Source organism: Inquilinus sp. CA228 (assembly GCF_052078665.1).
GTDB lineage: Bacteria > Pseudomonadota > Alphaproteobacteria > DSM-16000 > Inquilinaceae > Inquilinus.
The window spans coordinates 1-18385 of sequence record NZ_JBQJIK010000014.1 but is presented as its reverse complement, the minus strand read 5'-3'; the positions used below and the strand labels follow the sequence as shown (position 1 = coordinate 18385).

At 71.5% G+C, this 18385-nt stretch carries 16 protein-coding genes; 9 read left to right on the top strand and 7 right to left on the bottom strand.

Translation table 11 applies throughout. From position 1 onward, the window contains the following. The first annotated feature begins 138 nt into the window (after nt 1–138). Genes ACTOWL_RS08840 through ACTOWL_RS08825 form a run of 4 tightly spaced genes read left to right on the top strand, consistent with a single transcriptional unit; the run spans nt 139 to nt 4923 of the window. Entirely contained in the window at nt 139–675 is a 537-nt protein-coding gene (locus tag ACTOWL_RS08840) for a TRAP transporter small permease (RefSeq protein ID WP_441320843.1), read from the top strand. Between the two features lie 3 nt (nt 676–678). Continuing rightward, nucleotides 679–1959 (top strand): TRAP transporter large permease subunit, encoded by a 1281-nt coding sequence (locus tag ACTOWL_RS08835; RefSeq protein WP_441320842.1) that lies wholly within the window; start codon nt 679–681, stop codon nt 1957–1959. Nucleotides 1960–2006: 47 nt separating this feature from the next. Next, nucleotides 2007–3017, top strand: a complete 1011-nt coding sequence (locus ACTOWL_RS08830; RefSeq protein ID WP_441320841.1) for a TRAP transporter substrate-binding protein — start codon at nt 2007–2009, stop codon at nt 3015–3017. Nucleotides 3018–3039: 22 nt separating this feature from the next. Beyond that, nucleotides 3040–4923 (top strand): bifunctional sugar phosphate isomerase/epimerase/4-hydroxyphenylpyruvate dioxygenase family protein, encoded by a 1884-nt coding sequence (locus ACTOWL_RS08825; protein WP_441320840.1) that lies wholly within the window; start codon nt 3040–3042, stop codon nt 4921–4923. A gap of 6 nt (nt 4924–4929) precedes the next feature. Here the strand turns inward: ACTOWL_RS08825 and ACTOWL_RS08820 are convergent, their stop codons facing one another. Genes ACTOWL_RS08820 through ACTOWL_RS08790 form a run of 7 tightly spaced genes read right to left on the bottom strand, consistent with a single transcriptional unit; the run spans nt 4930 to nt 11044 of the window. After that, complete coding sequence (locus ACTOWL_RS08820; protein WP_441320839.1) at nt 4930–5403, bottom strand: YHS domain-containing (seleno)protein; 474 nt, start codon at nt 5401–5403, stop codon at nt 4930–4932. Nucleotides 5404–5429: 26 nt separating this feature from the next. Next, nucleotides 5430–5564 carry a hypothetical protein gene (locus ACTOWL_RS08815; RefSeq protein ID WP_441320838.1) on the bottom strand — a complete coding sequence of 45 codons (135 nt, stop codon included), beginning with the start codon at nt 5562–5564 and terminating at the stop codon, nt 5430–5432. Beyond that, nucleotides 5561–6418 (bottom strand): alpha/beta hydrolase family esterase, encoded by an 858-nt coding sequence (locus ACTOWL_RS08810; protein ID WP_441320837.1) that lies wholly within the window; start codon nt 6416–6418, stop codon nt 5561–5563. The genes ACTOWL_RS08815 and ACTOWL_RS08810 overlap by 4 nt, the downstream gene beginning before the upstream one ends. Continuing rightward, nucleotides 6418–7599 carry an OpgC family protein gene (locus tag ACTOWL_RS08805; protein WP_441320836.1) on the bottom strand — a complete coding sequence of 394 codons (1182 nt, stop codon included), beginning with the start codon at nt 7597–7599 and terminating at the stop codon, nt 6418–6420. The genes ACTOWL_RS08810 and ACTOWL_RS08805 overlap by 1 nt, the downstream gene beginning before the upstream one ends. Further along, complete coding sequence (locus tag ACTOWL_RS08800) at nt 7577–9187, bottom strand: thiamine pyrophosphate-binding protein (protein ID WP_441320835.1); 1611 nt, start codon at nt 9185–9187, stop codon at nt 7577–7579. Before ACTOWL_RS08800 ends, ACTOWL_RS08805 begins: the two co-directional genes overlap by 23 nt. Continuing rightward, nucleotides 9188–9691 carry a YqhR family membrane protein gene (locus ACTOWL_RS08795; RefSeq protein ID WP_441320834.1) on the bottom strand — a complete coding sequence of 168 codons (504 nt, stop codon included), beginning with the start codon at nt 9689–9691 and terminating at the stop codon, nt 9188–9190. Nucleotides 9692–9712: 21 nt separating this feature from the next. Continuing rightward, nucleotides 9713–11044 carry a hypothetical protein gene (locus ACTOWL_RS08790; protein ID WP_441320833.1) on the bottom strand — a complete coding sequence of 444 codons (1332 nt, stop codon included), beginning with the start codon at nt 11042–11044 and terminating at the stop codon, nt 9713–9715. 391 nt (nt 11045–11435) lie between these two features. Here ACTOWL_RS08790 and ACTOWL_RS08785 point away from each other — a divergent pair, with 391 nt between their 5' ends. The 5 genes from ACTOWL_RS08785 to ACTOWL_RS08765 all read left to right on the top strand — a co-directional run. Then, nucleotides 11436–11993, top strand: coding sequence for a sigma-70 family RNA polymerase sigma factor (locus ACTOWL_RS08785; RefSeq protein ID WP_441320832.1), 558 nt, complete (start codon nt 11436–11438; stop codon nt 11991–11993). Continuing rightward, nucleotides 11990–12625 (top strand): NrsF family protein, encoded by a 636-nt coding sequence (locus ACTOWL_RS08780; RefSeq protein ID WP_441320831.1) that lies wholly within the window; start codon nt 11990–11992, stop codon nt 12623–12625. The genes ACTOWL_RS08785 and ACTOWL_RS08780 overlap by 4 nt, the downstream gene beginning before the upstream one ends. Before the next feature lie 224 nt (nt 12626–12849). After that, a complete protein-coding gene (locus tag ACTOWL_RS08775) occupies nt 12850–13095 on the top strand; it encodes a hypothetical protein (protein WP_441320830.1) in 246 nt (81 codons plus the stop codon). A gap of 59 nt (nt 13096–13154) precedes the next feature. Then, the gene (locus tag ACTOWL_RS08770; protein WP_441320829.1) at nt 13155–14267 is read left to right on the top strand and encodes an ABC transporter substrate-binding protein; all 1113 of its coding nucleotides are present in this window, start codon (nt 13155–13157) and stop codon (nt 14265–14267) included. 269 nt (nt 14268–14536) lie between these two features. Continuing rightward, a partial coding sequence (locus tag ACTOWL_RS08765) for a hypothetical protein (protein WP_441320828.1) occupies nt 14537–18385 on the top strand: 3849 nt, incomplete at its 3' end.

Below are 18385 nucleotides of genomic sequence, written 5' to 3'. Positions count from 1 at the left end.
GCGAACAAGCGGTTTTCGGTCCGATCGCCGCCGGGCCGCGCCGGAGACTTGACTATACGTACCAGTTCGTACATTTGTGAAGAAGAAGAATTCAGAACCGACGAAGCCGCGCCCGGCGGCCACCACAGGGAGAGCCCGATGCGTCTTGTCGTCGAGAGCTATTTCGCGCTGCTGAAGCTGCTGATCGCCCTGCTGCTGGCCGGGATGGTGGTGCTGGTCTTCGGCAACGTCGTGCTGCGCTATGCCTTCAACCAGGGGCTGACCGCGTCGGAGGAGCTGTCGCGGCTGTTCTTCGTCTGGCTGATCTTCCTCGGCGCGGTGGTGGCGCTGCGCGAGCGCGGCCATATCGGCGTCGACACGCTGCTGCGCCGCCTGCCCCGGCCGGCGGCCAAGGCCTGCCTGGCCCTGTCCGGCGCGCTGGCGCTGCTGGCGATCTGGCTGCTGCTGAAGGGCAGCGTCGAGCAGGCGGCGATCAACCTCGACGTCGCCTCGCCGGCCGTGGGCTATCCGATGGCGCTGATGTACGGCGCCGGCATCGCCTTCGCCGTGCCGGCCGCGCTGATCATCCTGGTCGATCTCATCCGCCTCATGCTCGGCCGGGCCGGGCCCGAGGAGCTGATCCTGGTCCGCGAATCCGAGGAGCTCGCCGCCCTCGACACCCCGCGGAAGGGCTGAGCCGTGGTCGTCGCGGTCTTCCTGTCGTCGCTGCTCGGCACCATGGCGATCGGCATGCCGATCGCCTTCGCCCTGATCCTCAGCGGCGTCGCGCTGATGATCCATCTCGGCCTGTTCGACTCCCAGATCGTCGCCCAGAACGTGATCAACGGCGCCGACAGCTTCCCGCTGATGGCCGTGCCCTTCTTCATGCTGGCCGGCGAGGTGATGAACACCGGCGGCCTGTCGCGCCGCATCGTCGACCTCGCCATGGCCCTGGTCGGCCATATCCGCGGCGGGCTCGGCTTCGTCGTCATCCTGGCCGCCTGCCTGCTCTCCAGCCTGTCCGGCTCGGCCCTGGCCGACGCCGCGGCGCTCAGCGCCCTGCTGCTGCCGATGATGCTGAGATCCGGCCACAGCGCCGGGCGGTCCGGCGGGCTGATCGCCTCGGCCGCGATCATCGGGCCGATCATCCCGCCCAGCATCGGCTTCGTGCTGTTCGGCGTGATCGGCGGCGTGTCGATCACCAAGCTGTTCCTGGCCGGCATCGCGCCCGGCCTGATGATCGCGCTGGCCCTCTGCATAACCTGGCTGCTGGTGGCCCGGCGCGAACAGATCGACCTGCCGCCGCGCCGCAGCGGGGGCGAGCGCCTGCGCGCCCTGATCGACAGCCTGTGGGCGATGCTGCTGCCGGTGATCATCGTCGTCGGGCTGAAGTTCGGCGTGTTCACCCCGACCGAGGCCGGCGTCGTCGCCGCGGTCTATTCGCTGTTCGTGGCCATGGTCGTGTACCGCGAGCTCAGCCCCGGGCAGCTGTTCGACGTGTTCGTCTCGGCCGCCAAGACCACCAGCGTGGTGATGTTCCTGGTGGCCGCCGCCGGCGTCTCCGCCTGGCTGATCACGGTCGCCGACCTGCCCGGCCAGCTCGCCGCCATGCTCGACCCGTTCATGGACAGCCCGATGCTGCTGATGGCGGTGATCATGCTGCTGGTCGTCGCCGTCGGCACCGCCATGGACATGACCCCGACCATCCTGATCCTGACCCCGGTCCTGATGCCGGTGATCAAGCAGGCGGGCATCGACCCGGTCTATTTCGGCGTGCTGTTCATCATCAACAACTCGATCGGCCTGATCACCCCGCCGGTCGGCACCGTGCTGAACGTCGTCTGCGGCGTGTCGAAGCTGAGCATGGAGGATTTGATGAAGGGCGTCTGGCCCTTCCTCCTGGCCGAGTTGGCGGTGCTGGCCCTGCTGATCCTGTTTCCGGAGCTGGTGACGGTTCCGGCCAAATGGCTGGCCCGATGACCGCGCCGGCCGACAACAACCACCGAACAATCCTTGGGAGGATCACCATGTCCAGGACCCTGACCGGCCTGATCGCCGCGCTGTCGGCGGCGCTGCTGCTGGCCCCCACGGCACAGGCCGAGATCCGCGAGCAGCACATCAAATTCGCCGCGGCGAACAGCAAGGGCCATCCCCAGGTCACGGGCATGGAGAAGTTCGTCGCCATCGTCGCCGAGAAGAGCGGCGGCAAGATCACGGTGCAGCTGTTCCCTGGCGGCACGCTGGGCGGCGACGTGCAGACCCTGTCGGGGCTGCAGGGCGGCATCGTCGAGATGACGGTGATGAATGCCGGCATCCTGTCCGGCAACGCCCCGGCCTTCGGCGCGGTCGACCTGCCCTTCCTGTTCGACACGCCGCAGGAGGCCGACGCGGTGATGGACGGCCCGTTCGGCACCCATCTGCTGACCCTGCTGCCCGAGAAGGGGCTGGTCGGCCTGGCCTATTGGGAGCTGGGCTTCCGCAACCTGACCAACAACCGCCATCCGGTGGCGAAGGTCGACGACATCAAGGGGCTGAAGATCCGGACCATCCAGTCGCCGATCCCGATCGCGCTGTTCAACGCGCTCGGCGCCAACGCCGTGCCGATGCCCTATCCCGAGCTGTACGGCGCGCTGGACACCGGCACCGTCGACGGCCAGGAGAACCCGTCGGCCAACATCATCAACGCCAAGTTCTACGAGGTGCAGAAGTACCTGACCCTGACCCGGCACCAGTACAACCCGCAGATCGTCCTGGTCAGCAAGACCTTCTGGGACAAGCTGAACGACGAGGAGCGGGCGGTACTGCAATCGGCTGCGACCGAGGCGCGGGACTATCAGCGCCAGGTGTCGCGCGAGGCCGACGCCAAGGCGCTGGACGAGATCCGCGCCAACGGCATGGAGGTGACCGAGCTGCCGCCCGATGAGGTGGCCAAGCTGCGCGCCGCTTCCGCGCCGGTGGTCGAGGAGTTCCGCCCCAAGATCGGCGACGACACCATCGCGCTGCTGCAGGCCGAGCTGGACAAGCTGCGCAAGAAGTGACCCGCGACGGGAGATCTGTCCGATGAAGACGTCGATCGCCACCGTATCCTTGAGCGGCGACCTGCGCGACAAGCTGGAGGCGATCGCCGCTGCCGGCTTCGACGGCGTCGAGATCTTCGAGAACGACTTCCTGTCCTTCGACGCGGCGCCGCGCGAGGTCGGGCGGATGGTGCGCGACGCCGGGCTGGTCGTGACCACCTTCCAGCCCTTCCGCGACTTCGAGGGCATGCCCGAGCCGCAGCGTACGCGCGTGTTCGAAAGGGCCGAGCGCAAGTTCGACCTGATGGCCGAGCTGGGCGCCGACCTGCTGCTGGTCTGCTCCAACATCTCGCCGGCGGCGCTGGGCGGCATCGACCGCGCCGCCGCGGATTTTCGCGAGCTGGGCGAGCGGGCGGCCAAGCGCGGGCTGAAGGTCGGCTTCGAGGCGCTGGCCTGGGGCCGGCACGTCAACGACCACCGCGACGCGTGGGAGATCGTGCGCCGCGCCGACCACCCGAATATCGGGCTGGTCCTGGACAGCTTCCACACCCTGTCCCGCGGCATCGACCCGGACAGCATCCGCGCCATCCCGGCCGACCGGATCTTCCTGGTGCAGCTGGCCGACGCGCCGCTGCTGGAGATGGACCTGCTGTCCTGGAGCCGGCATTTCCGCAACCTGCCGGGCCAGGGCGACCTGCCGGTGACCGCCTTCACCGAGGCGGTGGCCGCGACCGGCTATGACGGCGTCTATTCGCTGGAGATCTTCAACGACCATTTCCGGGCCGGCTCAGCCCGGTCGGTCGCGATCGACGGGCGGCGGTCGCTGCTGCAGCTGGCCGACACGCTGGAACGGCGCAAGCCCGCCGCCGAGCGGACCCGGCCGCTGCTGCCGGACCGCGCCCGCTGCCTCGGCGTCGAGTTCGTCGAATTCGCCGTCGACGAGGCCGGCGCGATCGAGCTGGAGGTGCTGTTCGCCGGCCTCGGCTTCGCCCGGCGCGGCCGGCACCGGTCGAAGGACGTGACCCTGTGGTCGCAGGGCGGCATCGCCCTTCTCGTCAACCGCGAGAAGGAGGGCTACGCCCATGCCGCCTACATCATGCATGGCCCGGCCGCCTGCGCGATCTGCCTCAGGGTCGACGATGCCCAGGCGGCGACGGCGCGGGCCGGCGTCCTGCTGGCGACCGGATTCCGCCAGGAGGTGGGGCCGGGCGAGCTGGAGATCCCGGCGATCCGCGGCGTCGGCGGCAGCCTGATCTACCTCGTCGATCCCGGCAGCGACCTGGCGCGATGGCGCGAAATCGACTTCGTCCCGCTCGAGGATTCGACGCCGGAGGCCGGGCTGGCGCGGATCGACCACCTGTCGCAGTCGATGCAGTATGACGAGATGCTGTCCTGGCTGCTGTTCTACAGCTCGATCTTCGACCTGGCGAAGACGCCGGAGCTGGAGATCCCGGACCCCGCCGGGCTGGTGCGCAGCCAGGTGGTGCAGAACGCCGAGGGCACGCTGCGCATCGTGCTGAACGCCTCGCAGAGCCAGCGCACTTTGTCGGCGCGCTTCCTGTCGGAGTTCTTCGGCTCCGGCATCCAGCACATCGCGCTGGAGACCGGCGACATCTTCGCCGCCGCGGCCCGGATGCGGCAGGCCGGCGTGCGGTTCCTGCCGATCCCGGCCAACTATTACGACGACATCGAGGCCCGCTTCGGGCTGGAGCCGGAGCAGCTCGACCGGCTGCGCGAGGCCGGGATCCTGTACGACCGCGACGGCGGCGGCGAGTTCTTCCAGCTCTACACCACCAGCTTCGCCGACCGCTTCTTCTTCGAGATCGTGCAGCGCCGGGGCTATGCCGGCTTCGGCGCCGCCAACGCGCCGATCCGCCTGGCGGCGCAGACGCGCCTAGCGCCCGACGTCACCATGCCGCGGCGCTGAAGCAGGCTACTTGATGTCGTCACGATCGAGCTTGGGCCAGTTCGCGTTGGCCTGGTCGATATAGCCCTTGGTGTCCTTGATCCAGGTGTCGCGGACGCCGAGGTCGTAGTTCAGGTACAGCCGGCCGTCGACGATCGACCAGGCTTCCGGCTCGATCTTCACCAGATAGCCTTGCGAGGTGCCATAGGCGCAGAAGCCGCCGAAGGCCGGCATGTACTTCTCCGGATCGGCCTCGAACAACGCCTTGTCCTCGGCACTGGCGAACCACCAGGTGGCGCCGTCATGCTGCGCGGCGAATTCGGGCTTGCCCTGGCGCGGACCGCCCTCGCGGAAATAGGCGACCGGGTCGTAGCCGCGGATCGCGACATGGTCGGCCGGCGCCCCCAGCGTGTTGACGGGACGGGACGCGTCCTGCGCCTGGGCGGCCAGGGGGACGATGCAGGCCAGCGCGGCCAGCGCCAGCAGGGTGCGACGGAACATGACGGGCTCCTTTCGGGGTTGCGGGGTCACTGGGCCAGCAGCGCAGAGGCGCGCAGCCGGGCCAGCTCCTCCTCCAGCTCGCGGATACGCCGGTCCTTGCGGGCCAGTTCGCGGGCGGCGGCATCGTCGGACCGCTTCGGGTCCTCGGTGCTTCGGGTCATGGTAGAACCTCGCTGGTGATCGGCAGGACGGGATGGCTCAGCGCGCTCAGGGCGCCGTCCAGCCAGCCGGCCTGCACCTCATGCCCACCATCGTGCAGGCACAGGGTGATGGGGCCGCGCTCGCAGCCCTGGACCTGGGCGCAGGCGATGCCGGCGATCGTCACCGGCGTGTCGGTGCCGAGCCGGCAGCCGGCCCGCGCTTCCAGCACCGCGAGGCTGCGGAAGGTGTCGCCCTGGTGCCAACGGTCGCCGATGGCGCGGCCGGCCAGGGGGAAGGTGCGGTCGGCGCGGCCGTGAAAGTGCACCAGCGGCGGCGGCACGGCCTGGCAGTCGGAGGGCTGCGGCAGCGGGTCCCAGAACACGCCGGAAAAGGTGACGGCGCCGGCGACGCGGCCACCGAGATCGCAGGCCACGTACCAGGCCATCGACGCGCCCTGCGAGAAGCCGCCGACCACGACCCGGTTCGGGCCGAAACCGAAGCGGCGCTGCAGGTCGTCCAGCACCTCGCCGACGAAGCGGATCTCGTCGCGGTCATGGCTGGGCGAGGTCGCGAAGGACCAGGTCCGGTCGAGCCCGTCCGGGGCGGCGAAGGCCAGGCCGTGCGCCCGGGCCACCGCGATCAGATCGGTCGCCTGCATCTGGTCGGCGGCCGAGCCCTCATAGCCGTGGAAGAACAGATAGACCCCGGCCGGCGCCCCGCCCGGCGGCAGGGCGATGCGGTATTCGCCGTCGGCGACGCGGCACGGCACGTCGCCGCCGCAGGTTTCGGTCGCGGTCACGGGCGCGGCCGCGAGCGCGGGCTGCAAGGCCAGGATCAGCGCGGCGCAGGTCAGGAGCGTCGAGAGCCTGGCCATCATGCCGACTCCGGCGCGGGCGTGCCGGCGGTGCGGGCCGGCATCCCCTTGAACCAGGCGACCGCATAGGCGACCACGACCAGCACACCGAAGCCGGCCAGGTTCGCAGCGGCCACCGTAAACGGATCGCGGCCGGTGTGGTCCAGCGCCATGCCCAGCAGCTGCGCCGTGACCATGCCGCTGACGAACACCGCCAGCGTCTGCTGCCCGACCTTGGAGATGACCGTAACCGCCGCGCCCTGCAGCCGCGCGCCGCCGGGCCCGACCAACTGCACCGCCAGATAGGCCAGCGCCAGGAAATGCACCAGCCGCAGGATGCCGAAATGGGTCTTGTCGGTCAGCGGCGCCAGCGCCTGGGCCCAGCCGCCGAAGAAGGGCGAGGCCTCGAGGATGCGGTAATAGGCGAAGGGCACCGTCGCCAGGACGAAGAGCGCGGCCAGGACGATCAGAGCCCGGCTGAAGCCCGGCGCCGGCAGGGTGCGGCGCATCAGGAAGAAGCCGAGATAGAACAGCAGCTGCCAGCCGAACGGGTCGAAGAACCAGCTGCGGTCCGACCAGGGCTCGGCCGGCAGGTCCAGCAGATGCGCCTGGGTCAGGCCCCAGATCGCCGCCATCAGCACGAAGGGCAGCGCCTTGTGCAGCCGCTCGGCCAGGATCATCGCCGGCATCAGCGCCAGGATGACCAGGTACATCGGCAGGATGTCGAAGTAGTTCGGCACATAGGCCAGGACCAGGAACCGCGGCAGCAGGCCCATCGGGTCGGCGAAGAAGTGCGGCAGGTTCAGTTCGACGATGTAGCTCTCGCCGCCCGGCCGGGTGCCGGCCGCCGCCGCCAGCGCGGCGATGACGACGAAGACCGCGACATGGATCCAGTAGATCTGCCAGACCCGGCGGGCGACGCGGCCGGTGCCGCGGGCGAAGCCGTCGCGGTCGAACACCCGGCCGAAGGCGATGGCCGAGGCCATGCCGGACAGGAACACGAACATCTCAGTCGCGTCGGAGAAGCCGAAGCGCGCCGGGATCCACAGGATCCAGGTGTTGTCCGGGATATGGGCGGTCAGGATGATCAGCATCCCGAGGCCGCGGAAGAAGTCGAGCCGCGGGTCGCGCCGGGATTTCGGCACGATGGCGCTGGACAGCGCCTCGCGCGCCGGCGGCTCAGAAGGCCTGGTGATATGCATCGGCGTCGAACCTGCAGGCGATCAGGGTGAAGCGGTCGCGGGTGCGGGCGGCGGCCAGCTCGGCCGCCAGCTCGGCAGCGCTGGTGACGGTGCGGCCATGGCCGCCGAAGCCGGCGGCGACCGTGGCGAAATCGGTGAGGCCGAGGCCGACGCCATGCGGCGCCAGCCCGGCCGAGTTCTGCTTCAGGGCGATCAGGGCTAGGCTCCGGTCCTGGAACAGCACGATGGTGACCGGCAGGCCGAGGTCGCGCAGCGTCGCGAGCTCGCCGATCCCCATCTCCAGCCCGCCATCGCCCATCACGGCGACGACGCGGCGCGACGGGTCGGCGACCTTGGCGCCGATCGCCAGAGGCAGGGCCGCGGCCATGGTGCAGAAGCCGGCCGATTGCAGCAGCGACAGCGGCCGCCGCGCGACCCATTTCTGCGACAGGAGGATGCGGTGGGCGCCGGCATCGACGGTGACCAGATCGTCGTCCCTGACCGCGCGGTTCAGCACCTCGACGATGGCGTGCGGGCCCCAGCCGGCAGGCGCGGCGAAGCGTTCGGCCAGTGCTTTCCGGGCCACGGCGGGCTCGCCACCGGTCCAGGCATCGCCGGGGCGGACCGCCTGGGCCAAAGCGGCGATCGCGGCCGCGGGCGCGGCCAGCAGGCGCGTGCCGGCATGGTGCATGGCGTGGTCGGCCGGGGCAGCGGTGATCTCGACGATCCGGGCCGGATCCGAGACGAGATCGAGCCAGCCGAGCCGCATCTCGATCGGGTCGTAGCCGACGAACAGCAGCAGGTCGGCCTGCTCGAACAGCGGCAGCAGCACCGCATCCGCGGCCGGCGACAGCCCGGCGCCGCCGAGCGCCAGAGGATGATCCTCCGGTACCAGCCCCTTGGCCTTGTAGGTGGTGACCACCGGCGCGCCGAGCCGTTCGGCCAGGCGCAGCAGCGCCGGCCCGGCGCCGTTCTGCGCCGCCTCCAGCCCGGCCAGGATCAGCGGCCGCCGCGCCCGCGACAGGCGGTCGGCCAGCGCCGCGATCGCCGGGTCCTGCGACACGACCACCGGTCGCAGCACGACCGGCGGGGCGACCGGCCGCGGCGCCGGGTCGGTCATGGCCGCCACGGCCGGCGACAGGTCGAGATGCACCGGCCCCATCGGCTCGGCCAGCGCGATGGCCAGGGCCCGGGCGACGGTCGGGCCGGCGCTTTCCGGCTCGACCTCGAAGCTGGCCTTGACCAGCGGCCGCAGCAACGCGGCATGGTCGATCACCTGATGGGTGTAGCGGGCCCGGGTCGGCCGGTCGACGATGCCGGAGACTACGACCAGCGGCACATGCTCCTGCGCCGCATCGGCGATGCCGTTGACCGCGTTCGCCAGCCCCGGACCGACGGTCGCCACCAGCAGGCCCGGCGTCGCCGTGGTCACCGAGGCGCCGGCGGCCATGATCGCCGCCGCGGTCTCGTGCCGCGCCAGGTGGAAGCGGATGCCCGCCGCCTCCAGCCCGTCGATCAGAGTCACGACCTCGCCGCCCGGCATGCCGAAGGCATGGCGGACTCCATGGGCGTGCAGGGTGGCGGCGATCGTGTCGGCGATGCGGATCATTTACCGGGCGCTTTCAGCGGGTTGGGACTCGCGGAAGCGTACGACGTAGGCGACCACCAGGCCGAACAGGATGTGGCCCACCAGCGAGGCCCAGGTCAGCGGGATGAAGCCGAGGAAAGCGGGCAGGCCGGCGAAGATGTGGGCCATGACGTAGAGGGCGAAGACCCAGAGGCCGATGCCGAAGCCGATGCCGGTCAGCACCAGCGGCAGCTGCGGCAGGATCCGGCGCTGCAGCGGCCGGGCGATGAACAGGTAGCCGATCGGGTAGAACACGATGCCGGTGATGGCGTGGATCAGCTCCGCCGCCGCCCAGCTCTGGAAACCGAACACCGACTGCACCAGGGCCGCGGGCTCCAGCGGGCCGCCGACCAGGAAGGGCGTGATGCCGCGGGCCCAGATCTCCCAGGTCACATCGGCGGCGATGCCGGCGAGCAGGATGGTCGGGACGAGGCGGCCGGTGACCGCGGGAAACAGCGGCGTATCGGATGTCTGGGTCATGGTCATGATGGGGATCTCCAGTCGAACTCAGCGTTGGGCCCAGAGGCGGGCCGCAGGGGACAGGGCGCGGCCGTCGACCGCCGTGATCAGGCGGTCCTCGGCCTTCAGGCGGCGGCGGGCATCGCCGATCGCCCGCAGCGCCGGGGTGTCGCCGCGCCGAGATGCGGTCTCGGCCAGGGCCAGGACGAACAGGTCGCGCTGCGCATTGCTGCCGCCGATCTGCGGCAGGGCGGCGGCGAGGCGGTCGAGCGCGCCGCGCTCCCCGCCCAGCCCGGTGATCACGCGAGCCAGGGGCAGGCCGAGATCGGCCGCGACCCGGGCCTGGTCGCCGCTGCCCTGGGCGCGGACCTGCAGCGCCATCACCAGCTCCGCCGCCGCCGGCCGGTCGCCGAGCGCGACCAGGGCGATCAGGGTGTGCAGCGCGGCGAAGACCAGGGTGGTGTCGGCCCGGCGCTTCCGCGCGATCTCCGCCAAATCGGCCCAGCGGCCGCCGACATCGACGCCCAGCCGCTCCAGCCGCCACAGCAGCGACACGGCGTTGGCGACGTCGCGGACATCGTCGGTCGCGGTCGGCCGCACCTCCTGGTCATAGAGGCGCAGCACGCGCTCGTGGTCGCCGCGCTCGAGATGCAGCAGCGCCAGATGCCAGGCCATGTGGAAGCTGAAGTTGTTGCAGCGGGACCAGCTGGCGCGGCTGCCCTCCAGCCACTCGACGCCGGCGGCGGTTTCGCCCCGCATCTCGTGGACATGCGAGACCGCGTGCAGCCCCCAGGCGTCGTCCGGCTCCATCGCCACCGCCTGCCGGCCATAGGCCTCGGCGGCGGCATAGGCGCCGTGCTCCTCGACGGCGAAGGCGTGGCAGCCCAGCAGGAAGCCGGCGGCCGGGCGGTCGGGCGACCACACAGCGATCATCCGCTGCGAGGCAGCCAGCATGCCCGCGGCATCGCCCAGCATGAAGCGCAGCGCATGCGCGATCTTGAACGGCAGGAAGGTCGCCGGCCGGTCGGCAAAACGGATGTCCAGGCAGTCGGCGGCCTGGGTGAAGCGGTCTTCGGCAGCATAGGCAAGGGCCTCGACCAGGGCCCGTTCGTCGGCGGTGCCGCCATCCTTCGCCGCCAGGGCCCGCCGGGCCGCCGCCAGCGCTTCCCGTGCGGGAGTCGCCAGCTCCTCGCGGGCCAGGATCAGATTGGCGAAGCCCTTCAGCGCCAGGGCCGGGACATGGTCCGGGTCGGCTTCCAGCGCCCGGCCCAAGGCGACGCCGGTCGAGGGCCGGTGGGCCGCGAGGCCGCGCACCGCCTCGTCGAAGGCCAGGGTGGCATCGGCGCTGGCGGAGCTGGTCGACAGGTCGAAGGCGTCCATCGGCAAGTCCTTTCTCGCCCATTCGGGCAAGGCTCGACTGTGGCGTCGATCGGGCGACGCGGCGGCACATCGGTTCGAAAGGTTGATTGGCGGCAGTGTCTGGCGGGGCTCAGCCGTCCCGGGTTGCGACCCTCGACTGCAATGCAGAGGAGCCGGCTGGGCCGGCAGGATGGGTCGTCGCCGGATCAGCGACCCTCGGGGCAAGAAGAAGCAGGAGACGATCCATCGGATGTTCCGCAGAAGAGGCACGCCGCAACGGGCTTGTGACGACTTCTTCGGCGGTCGGGCGGCTGGTATTACACCGCCTGGGAAAATTTTTCTGATGCCGTCCGCAGAACCGCCCGGCCCTCTGTAACGAATCCGGAACCGGAGCCGTATGAGGTGATGACGCGTGAATGATCCCTTGCGGGAGGAGCAGTGGGCGACATGGATGCGGGCCGCGATCTCGGGCGACGCCGGTGCCTATCGCCTGTTCCTGCAGGCGGTGACGCCGCATCTCCGCGCCATGGCGCGGCGGCGCGGCACCCTGTTCGGCGGCTCGGCCAGCGATGCCGAGGACGTGGTGCAGGAGGTGCTGCTGGCGATCCATCTGAAACGCGGATCCTGGGACCAGTCGCGGCCGATCGGGCCGTGGATCTCGGTGATCGTGCGCAACAAGATGATCGACGCGCTGCGCCGGCGCGGCCGCCATGTCGACGTGCCGATCGAGGATGTGATCGACACTTTGGAGGCGGATTCGCCGCCGGACGGGCTGGAGCAGCGCGACGTCGAACGCCTGCTGTCGCAGCTGAAGGACCAGCAGCGCGACATCGTGCGCTCGATCTCGGTCGAGGGCGGCAGCGTGCGCGAGACCGCCAGCCGCCTCAGCATGACCGAAGGCGCCGTGCGCGTGGCGCTGCACCGTGCGCTGAAGGCCTTGGCCGCCTTGTATCGGAGTGAACCCGGGTGAAGACCGACGACCTCATCATCGCCCTGGCGCAGGACGCGCCCATCCGCTGGCCGCTCGGCCGCGCGGTGGCCGCCGCCATGGCCGGCGGCGCGGTCGTTGCCGGGGCGATCTTCCTCTTTGGCATCGGCATCCGGCCGGATGTGATGCAGGCGGTCGAGACCGTCCGCTACCTGTTCAAATTCGTCGTCACCCTGGCGCTCGCCGTCACCGCCACCGGGCTGATCCTGCACCTGGCGCGGCCGGGCGTGCCGCTAGGCGCCTGGCGCTGGGCGCTGCTGGCCGCGCCGATCCTGCTGGCCGTCTCGGTCGCGCTGGAGATGATGGCGATGCCGATGTCGACCTGGGGCGCCCGGTGGATCGGCACCAATGCGCCCTACTGCATGACGTATATCCCGCTGATGGCGCTGGGGCCCCTCGCCCTGCTGCTGCTGGCCCTGCGCCAGGGCGCGCCGCGGCGGCCGGGCCTGGCCGGCGCGGTCGCCGGGCTGGTGGCCAGCGGCATCGCCGCGACCTTCTACGCCGCGCATTGCCCCGACGACAGCCCGTTCTTCGTCGCCACCTGGTACACGCTGGCGACCGGGATCGTGGTGCTGATCGGCACCCTGGCGGGCCGGCGCTGGCTGCGCTGGTAGGGATGCACGGATACGCAGCCTCGGGACCCTGTTCCTGGCCGCGATGACCCTGATTGTCTTCTGGTAGATGAATTTGATTTGAGCGAGGAGATCGCCCGGATGAAGGAGATTGAACTCCGCGTCGAGACTCGCCGTACCCGAGACATAGACCATGCTGCCGGCCCGCACGGCCTGGGTGTAGCGCAGCCTGGAGCACCCGGGAAACGCGTGCCGAAAAGGAAGAAGTGATCGAGAATCACAAGTTGGCGGCGCGGATCACCGCGGTTGGTTGCCGAGGCGATTGCGATGCGAAATCCGAAGGCTGCGGCCAAGGCAATGGAACGACATTTCAGCAAAGCCACCGGATATCTCGTGCAGGCGCGCTACAAGCCATCGGTGAACAGCCTTTGATCTCCCGCCAAGGTGCCATTTTGTGGCAGGCGGGCGCCGAAGCTGGCCATTCCCGGCTCGGCCACTCGCCGCGCCGCTGACGTTCACTCTGCGATCCGGGCATACTGCACCCAAATCGTCACCCGGGAGACGCCGACGCATGCAGACGCCACCGTCGCCGCCTGGAGCAGAGCGGGCTGACGATTCAGCCGTCCGGATCGGCGCTCTGGTTCCGCTGACTCGGCCTGGCTGGGTCGAGGCCGGCCGACATTTGCTCGCCGGACTCGAGCTGGCCGTTTGCGACGTCAATGACGCCGGCGGGATCGTCGGAAGACCACTCGAGCTGGTGGTCCGAGACACCGCGGCTGATCCACAGAGGGCCGTGGCGGCCGTCGATGAATTGGCTCGCCTGGGCGTGGCCGCCTTGGCGGGGGAGTATCACAGCGTCGTCGCTCGCGCCGCTGCTGCCAGGGCCGACGCCCTCGGCCTGCCGTTCCTCTGCTCGTCGGCGGTTCTCGACGCGCTCACCGAACAGCCAGCGACATGGGTCGCGCGCCTCGCCCCGGCGCAGTCCCACGGCTGGCAGATCTACGCAGACTTCCTCCTCGGCGCGGGCCACCGTCGAATCGCCGTAGCAGCCCAGCCGAGCGTCTACTGGGCATCCGGGGCCCGCATTCTGCGGGACACCCTCGCTCCACGCGGCGGCACCGTCATCGAACTCGACCTGCGCTCGCTCGCCCCCACGGCGGTGTGCGACGAACTCGTCGACAATCGCGCGACAGCCCTTCTTCTCCTGGTCGGCCACCCGGAGCCGGCCGTGTCGATCGTCAGGTCCGTCCGCCACGACCCGCGCCTCGCCGGGATCATGATCGGTGCTCCGGCCGGGCAACCGGAGTTCGCCGAATGGGCGACGTTGCTGGGCGATGACGGCACCGCGATCCCGTTCCTGCGCTACCTGCCCGAGCGCCTCAGCCCACTCGGTGCACGAGTCGAGACGGCCCTCCGCGAGCGGCTGGGCGAAGCGCCCTCCTTCGTCGCCTTCGAGGGCTACGACACGGTCGCCGTCCTCACCGATATGCTGCGGTCTCACGGCGTGGACCGGGCGCGCATTGCCGAATCCTGGCCGCGCGTTGCAGTTGAAGGCACCCGCGGGCAGATCCGGTTCTCCCGCACGCCAGGCATCAGCGTTTGGCAATGGGCTTGGACGCCAATCCAGGTCGTTGATCGAGATCCGGCGCAACCCGATCGCTTTCGGATCCTCCACGCCGGCTGAGAGAGCACGGAGGCCCGACCCCGGACAAAGGCCATGATGCCGACGCGATCCGCAATGACCTTGCAGCCGGGCGGCCTCCGGCTGGCCGGGGTCGTTGAGCGTCGTGATCGCGTCGCTCAGGCTGCGCGGCTTCGGGCGAAGGTCGCCCGGGGCGGTGGCGGCGTCATCTCGACGACGCGCCGCGGCGAGGATCATCGAAATGCCACGAATCCCATTGACACAATGGTGGAGCCGAGGCGGTCCGACGATCCGGACTGGGGGGTGACGCCATGAATGCCCGTCGTTGGATCAAGCTGCTGGGCCTGCTGGCCGCCCTCGCCGCCCCGCCCGCTTTGGCGCAGGCCGCGCCCCCCGCGGCGCCACCGGCCGCGGCCGCCACCGTCGACCAGGACAAGTTTCCCGCCGCCGGCCAGCACGACACCCTGCTGCGCGTGCTGCAGCCCGGCCGGTTCTCGATCCGCGTGCGCAGCCAGAGCGGCGTGGCGATCCAGCTGGTCGACATGCTGACCGGCCCGTCCGAGCTGTCGGGCGACGCCGGCGCCACGGACGGGCGGCTGGATGTGCTGCTCGATGTCGGCACCTACAAGCTGCGGCTGTTCGGCGCCAAGGGGGCCGAGGGCGAGACCGCGCTGACGGTGGCGCCCTTCCGTGAGGCCGAGGCGCCGGGCCTGCGCCCGCGCGACGGCGTGGTGCAGAGCACGACCTTGACCGACCTGCAGCAACGGTCCTTCTGGGTCGCCGTCGAGGCGCCGGGCTTCCTGCGGCTGGAGGCGGCGGGCCGCAGCCTGGCCGATCTGCGCTTCTGGCGGAACGGCACCGGCCTGGTGCCGCAGACCGGGCGGATGCGGATCATCGAGCCGGTGGCCGGCCACCCGATGACCGACGTCACCTTCGAAGGCACCCTCGAGCCCGGCACCTACCTGGTCACCGCCTATGGCGGCCCGGCCGCGGCCTGGGCCGACGGCGACACCGCCCAGCCCTTCCACATCCGCTTCGGCGCTGCCGACGCGCTGCTGGCCGGCTGGGTCGGCGGCACGATCGGGCCGTTCGGCCGCGACCTGTACCGGGTCGACGGCGGCGCCCGGCTGTTCCGCCTGGCCCTGCCCGCCTCCGCCCCGGCCGGGCTGCGGGTGCTGGACGGCACCAGCGTCGTCTCCGGCGGCGCGATCGTCATGAAGAGCCGTGAGCCGACGACCTCGGCCAACTCGGTGGCGTCGCAGACCCCCGGGGACCGCGTCGTCGAGCTGACCGGCGCGGCCGGCCAGGCCTTCCAACTGCGGGCGATCGAATCGCCGAGCGGCATGAGCATCTCCGAGGCCGGGTCGTGGTGGCTCTCGGCCCCGACCGCGGGCTTCGGCGGCGACGAGCTGCCCGCCACCCTGGCGCTGATCCGCACCGAGCGGGACAAGCCGGCCGTCACCGTCGCCGGCAACGCTCCGCAGATCGGCCCGGGCGCGGCCTGGCGCCAGCGCTTCAACCTGCGGGGTGCCAGCACGCTGCTGCTGCAGGTGACCGCCCCCGGCCCGATCGCCGTGCGCAGCGACGGCCCGGCCATCCGGCCGTCGATCACCGTGCCGAGCGGCGATGTGCTGGCCGCCCGCACCGACGGCCCCGCCCCATCCTGGGACCTGGCGGCCGGCTGGTACGTGCTGAAGCTGAACCCGGTCGACGGCGCCACCGGCATCCTCGACCTCACCATCGGCCCGCCCGGCCTGGCGCCGCAGGACAACCGGCCGCAGCAGCCGGCCGATCCGGTGGTCGGCTTCGGCCGGCAGGAGCTGGCGGACGGCCACACCCTGCGGCTGATCACCAACAGCGGCCCCCAGGCGCGGACCGCGCTGTCGGCCCGGCCCTGGCCGCTCGACCTCGCCGACGGGCCGCTGGCCGTAACCCAGGGCGCCGGGGAGGCGCTGAGCCTGTCGCTGACGCATCCGGCGGAGGGCACGCTGCTGCAGACCGAGGTCGGCACCGGCACCACCGCGCTGAAGCCCGCGCCGGTCAAGGCCAGCGCCACCGGGGCCGACCTGACGCTGCCGGCCCCGGACAAGCCGCGCACCACGATCCTGTCCTGGCGGCTGCCCGCGGCGCCGCTGCCGGATCCGGCCGTCACCCCCCCGCCGCCGCTGACCGCGCTGCAGGCCGGCCAGCCCGCCTGGTTCGACCTGGACCGGGAGGCCGAGCGCAGCTTCGCCCTGACCGTCGCCGATGGCGGCCTGTACCGGGTCGAGACGCTTGGCCGGCTGCGCACCAGCGGGTCGATCGGCACGCCCTTCGTCGCCTCGCTGGGCGAGGCTTTGGCCAACGGCGCCGGCCAGAACATGCTGCTGCAGCAGTATCTGCGGGCCGGCCGCTACCGCGTCACCGCCAGGGCGGAGGACGGCACCGGCCGGCTGGGCATCACCGCCCGCCCCACCCCGATGCTGTCCGGCGCCGCGCTGGTGCCCGCCGGCACCGTCCGCGCCTCCCTGCCCGCCGGCAATGGCATCCTGTTCCCGATCGAGATCCCGGCCGACGGTTCGTACCGGCTGGAGATCCTGGGCCTGGACCGCAGCTTCACCGCCCGGCTGGAGGATGCCGAGGGCTGGCCGCTGCTGGCCGCCGGCGACCTGTCGGGGCTGGAGCAGGAGCTGGCCGCCGGCCGCTACCGCCTGATGATCCTGCCCGAGGCGGTCGACACCCGCGTGGTCGCCCGCCTGACCCGGATCGAGCCCGAGGTCGCGCTGGAGGGCCATGGCCCGCACCCGCTGCCCTTCGACGCCGACCAGGTCTTCCAGTGGCGCGAGCCGGCGGGGCGCGGCGATCCGCGCACGCCGGACCGGTGGGATTTCACCCTGGCCGGACCGGCCAAGACCACCCTGACCATCGGCGAGGGCATGGTCGCCGAGCTGCGCCGGCTGGACACGCCCGAGGCCGCGGCTGTGGCCCGGTTCAGCGGCAGTGCCGCCTTCGCCGGCGAGCTGCCGGCCGGGCGCTACCGGGTCGAGGCGACCAGCCTGGGCCGCAACGACCGGCTGGACTACACCGTGACGCTGCACGCCGACGAGCTGCAGCCGGGCAGGGCGCGCGAGATTTCGCTGCCCACGACCGTGCCGTTCAGCATCGCGACCGACCGGGTGGTCAGCCTGACCAGCTTCGGCGCCCTCGACGTCAAGGCCGTGCTGCGCGATGCCCAGGGCCAGGTGCTGGGCCGCTTCGACGACCGCGACGGCGACTGGAACATCGCCGTGTCGCAATACCTGCCGGCCGGCCGCTACAGCCTGGACCTGGCCCCGGTCGAGGCAGCCTCCTCGAGCGACGGCTCGGACGACTCCGAGGACTATGACGGATCGCAGCCGACCACCGAGCTGCGGCTGTCGCTGCCGGCCGAGGACGGCGCCACGGCCGCGGCGCAGCCCTCCGGCACGGTCGAGCTGACGGGGCCGACGGTGCATCGCCTGGCCATGCCGGCAGCCGCCGCCGGCAGCCTGATGGTCGCCGCCGCCAGCTCCTCCGCCGAGCTCACCCTGTCGCTGGAGCGCCAGGGCGCGGACGGCGCCTGGGCCAGCGTGGCGCTCGATCGCGGCCTCGCCCCCGTCGTCGCCGTGCCGGCCGATGACGACACCTCCCGGCCGTGGCGCGCCTCGGTCTGGACCGTCGATGGCGGCGGCGAGCCGGTGCGCTTCGCCGCCCGCGTGGTCGACGCCCAACCCCAGAAACCTGGCCCGGTCGCCCTGGCGCCGCTGCCGCTGGACGGCATGCCGCAGACCCTGGCCACCGCCCTGGTCGCCGCCCCCGGCGCCGGGCTGGAGCGGGTCGACGGCGCCGATCTCGATGGCGGCCTGTGGCAGGGCTCGGCCCCCGGCCGGGCGCTGCGGCCGCTGACCGCGCCCGTGCTGGCGCCGCAATCCGACCGGCTGTGGCTGCTCGGGCGCACGGCGCAGCCGGCGAAGCCGATTCTGGTGCCGCTGGCCACCGACCCGTCGCGGACCACGGTGCTGGACCTCGCCGCCGGCGAGGCCGCGACCCTGCCGCCGCCCCCGACGCAGCGCGACCGGCTGCGGGTCTGGCTGGCGCGATCGGGCGACGGCCAGCCCGGGCTCGAAGCCGGCTTCGGCAAGGGCGTGGCCGATGGCGAGGCC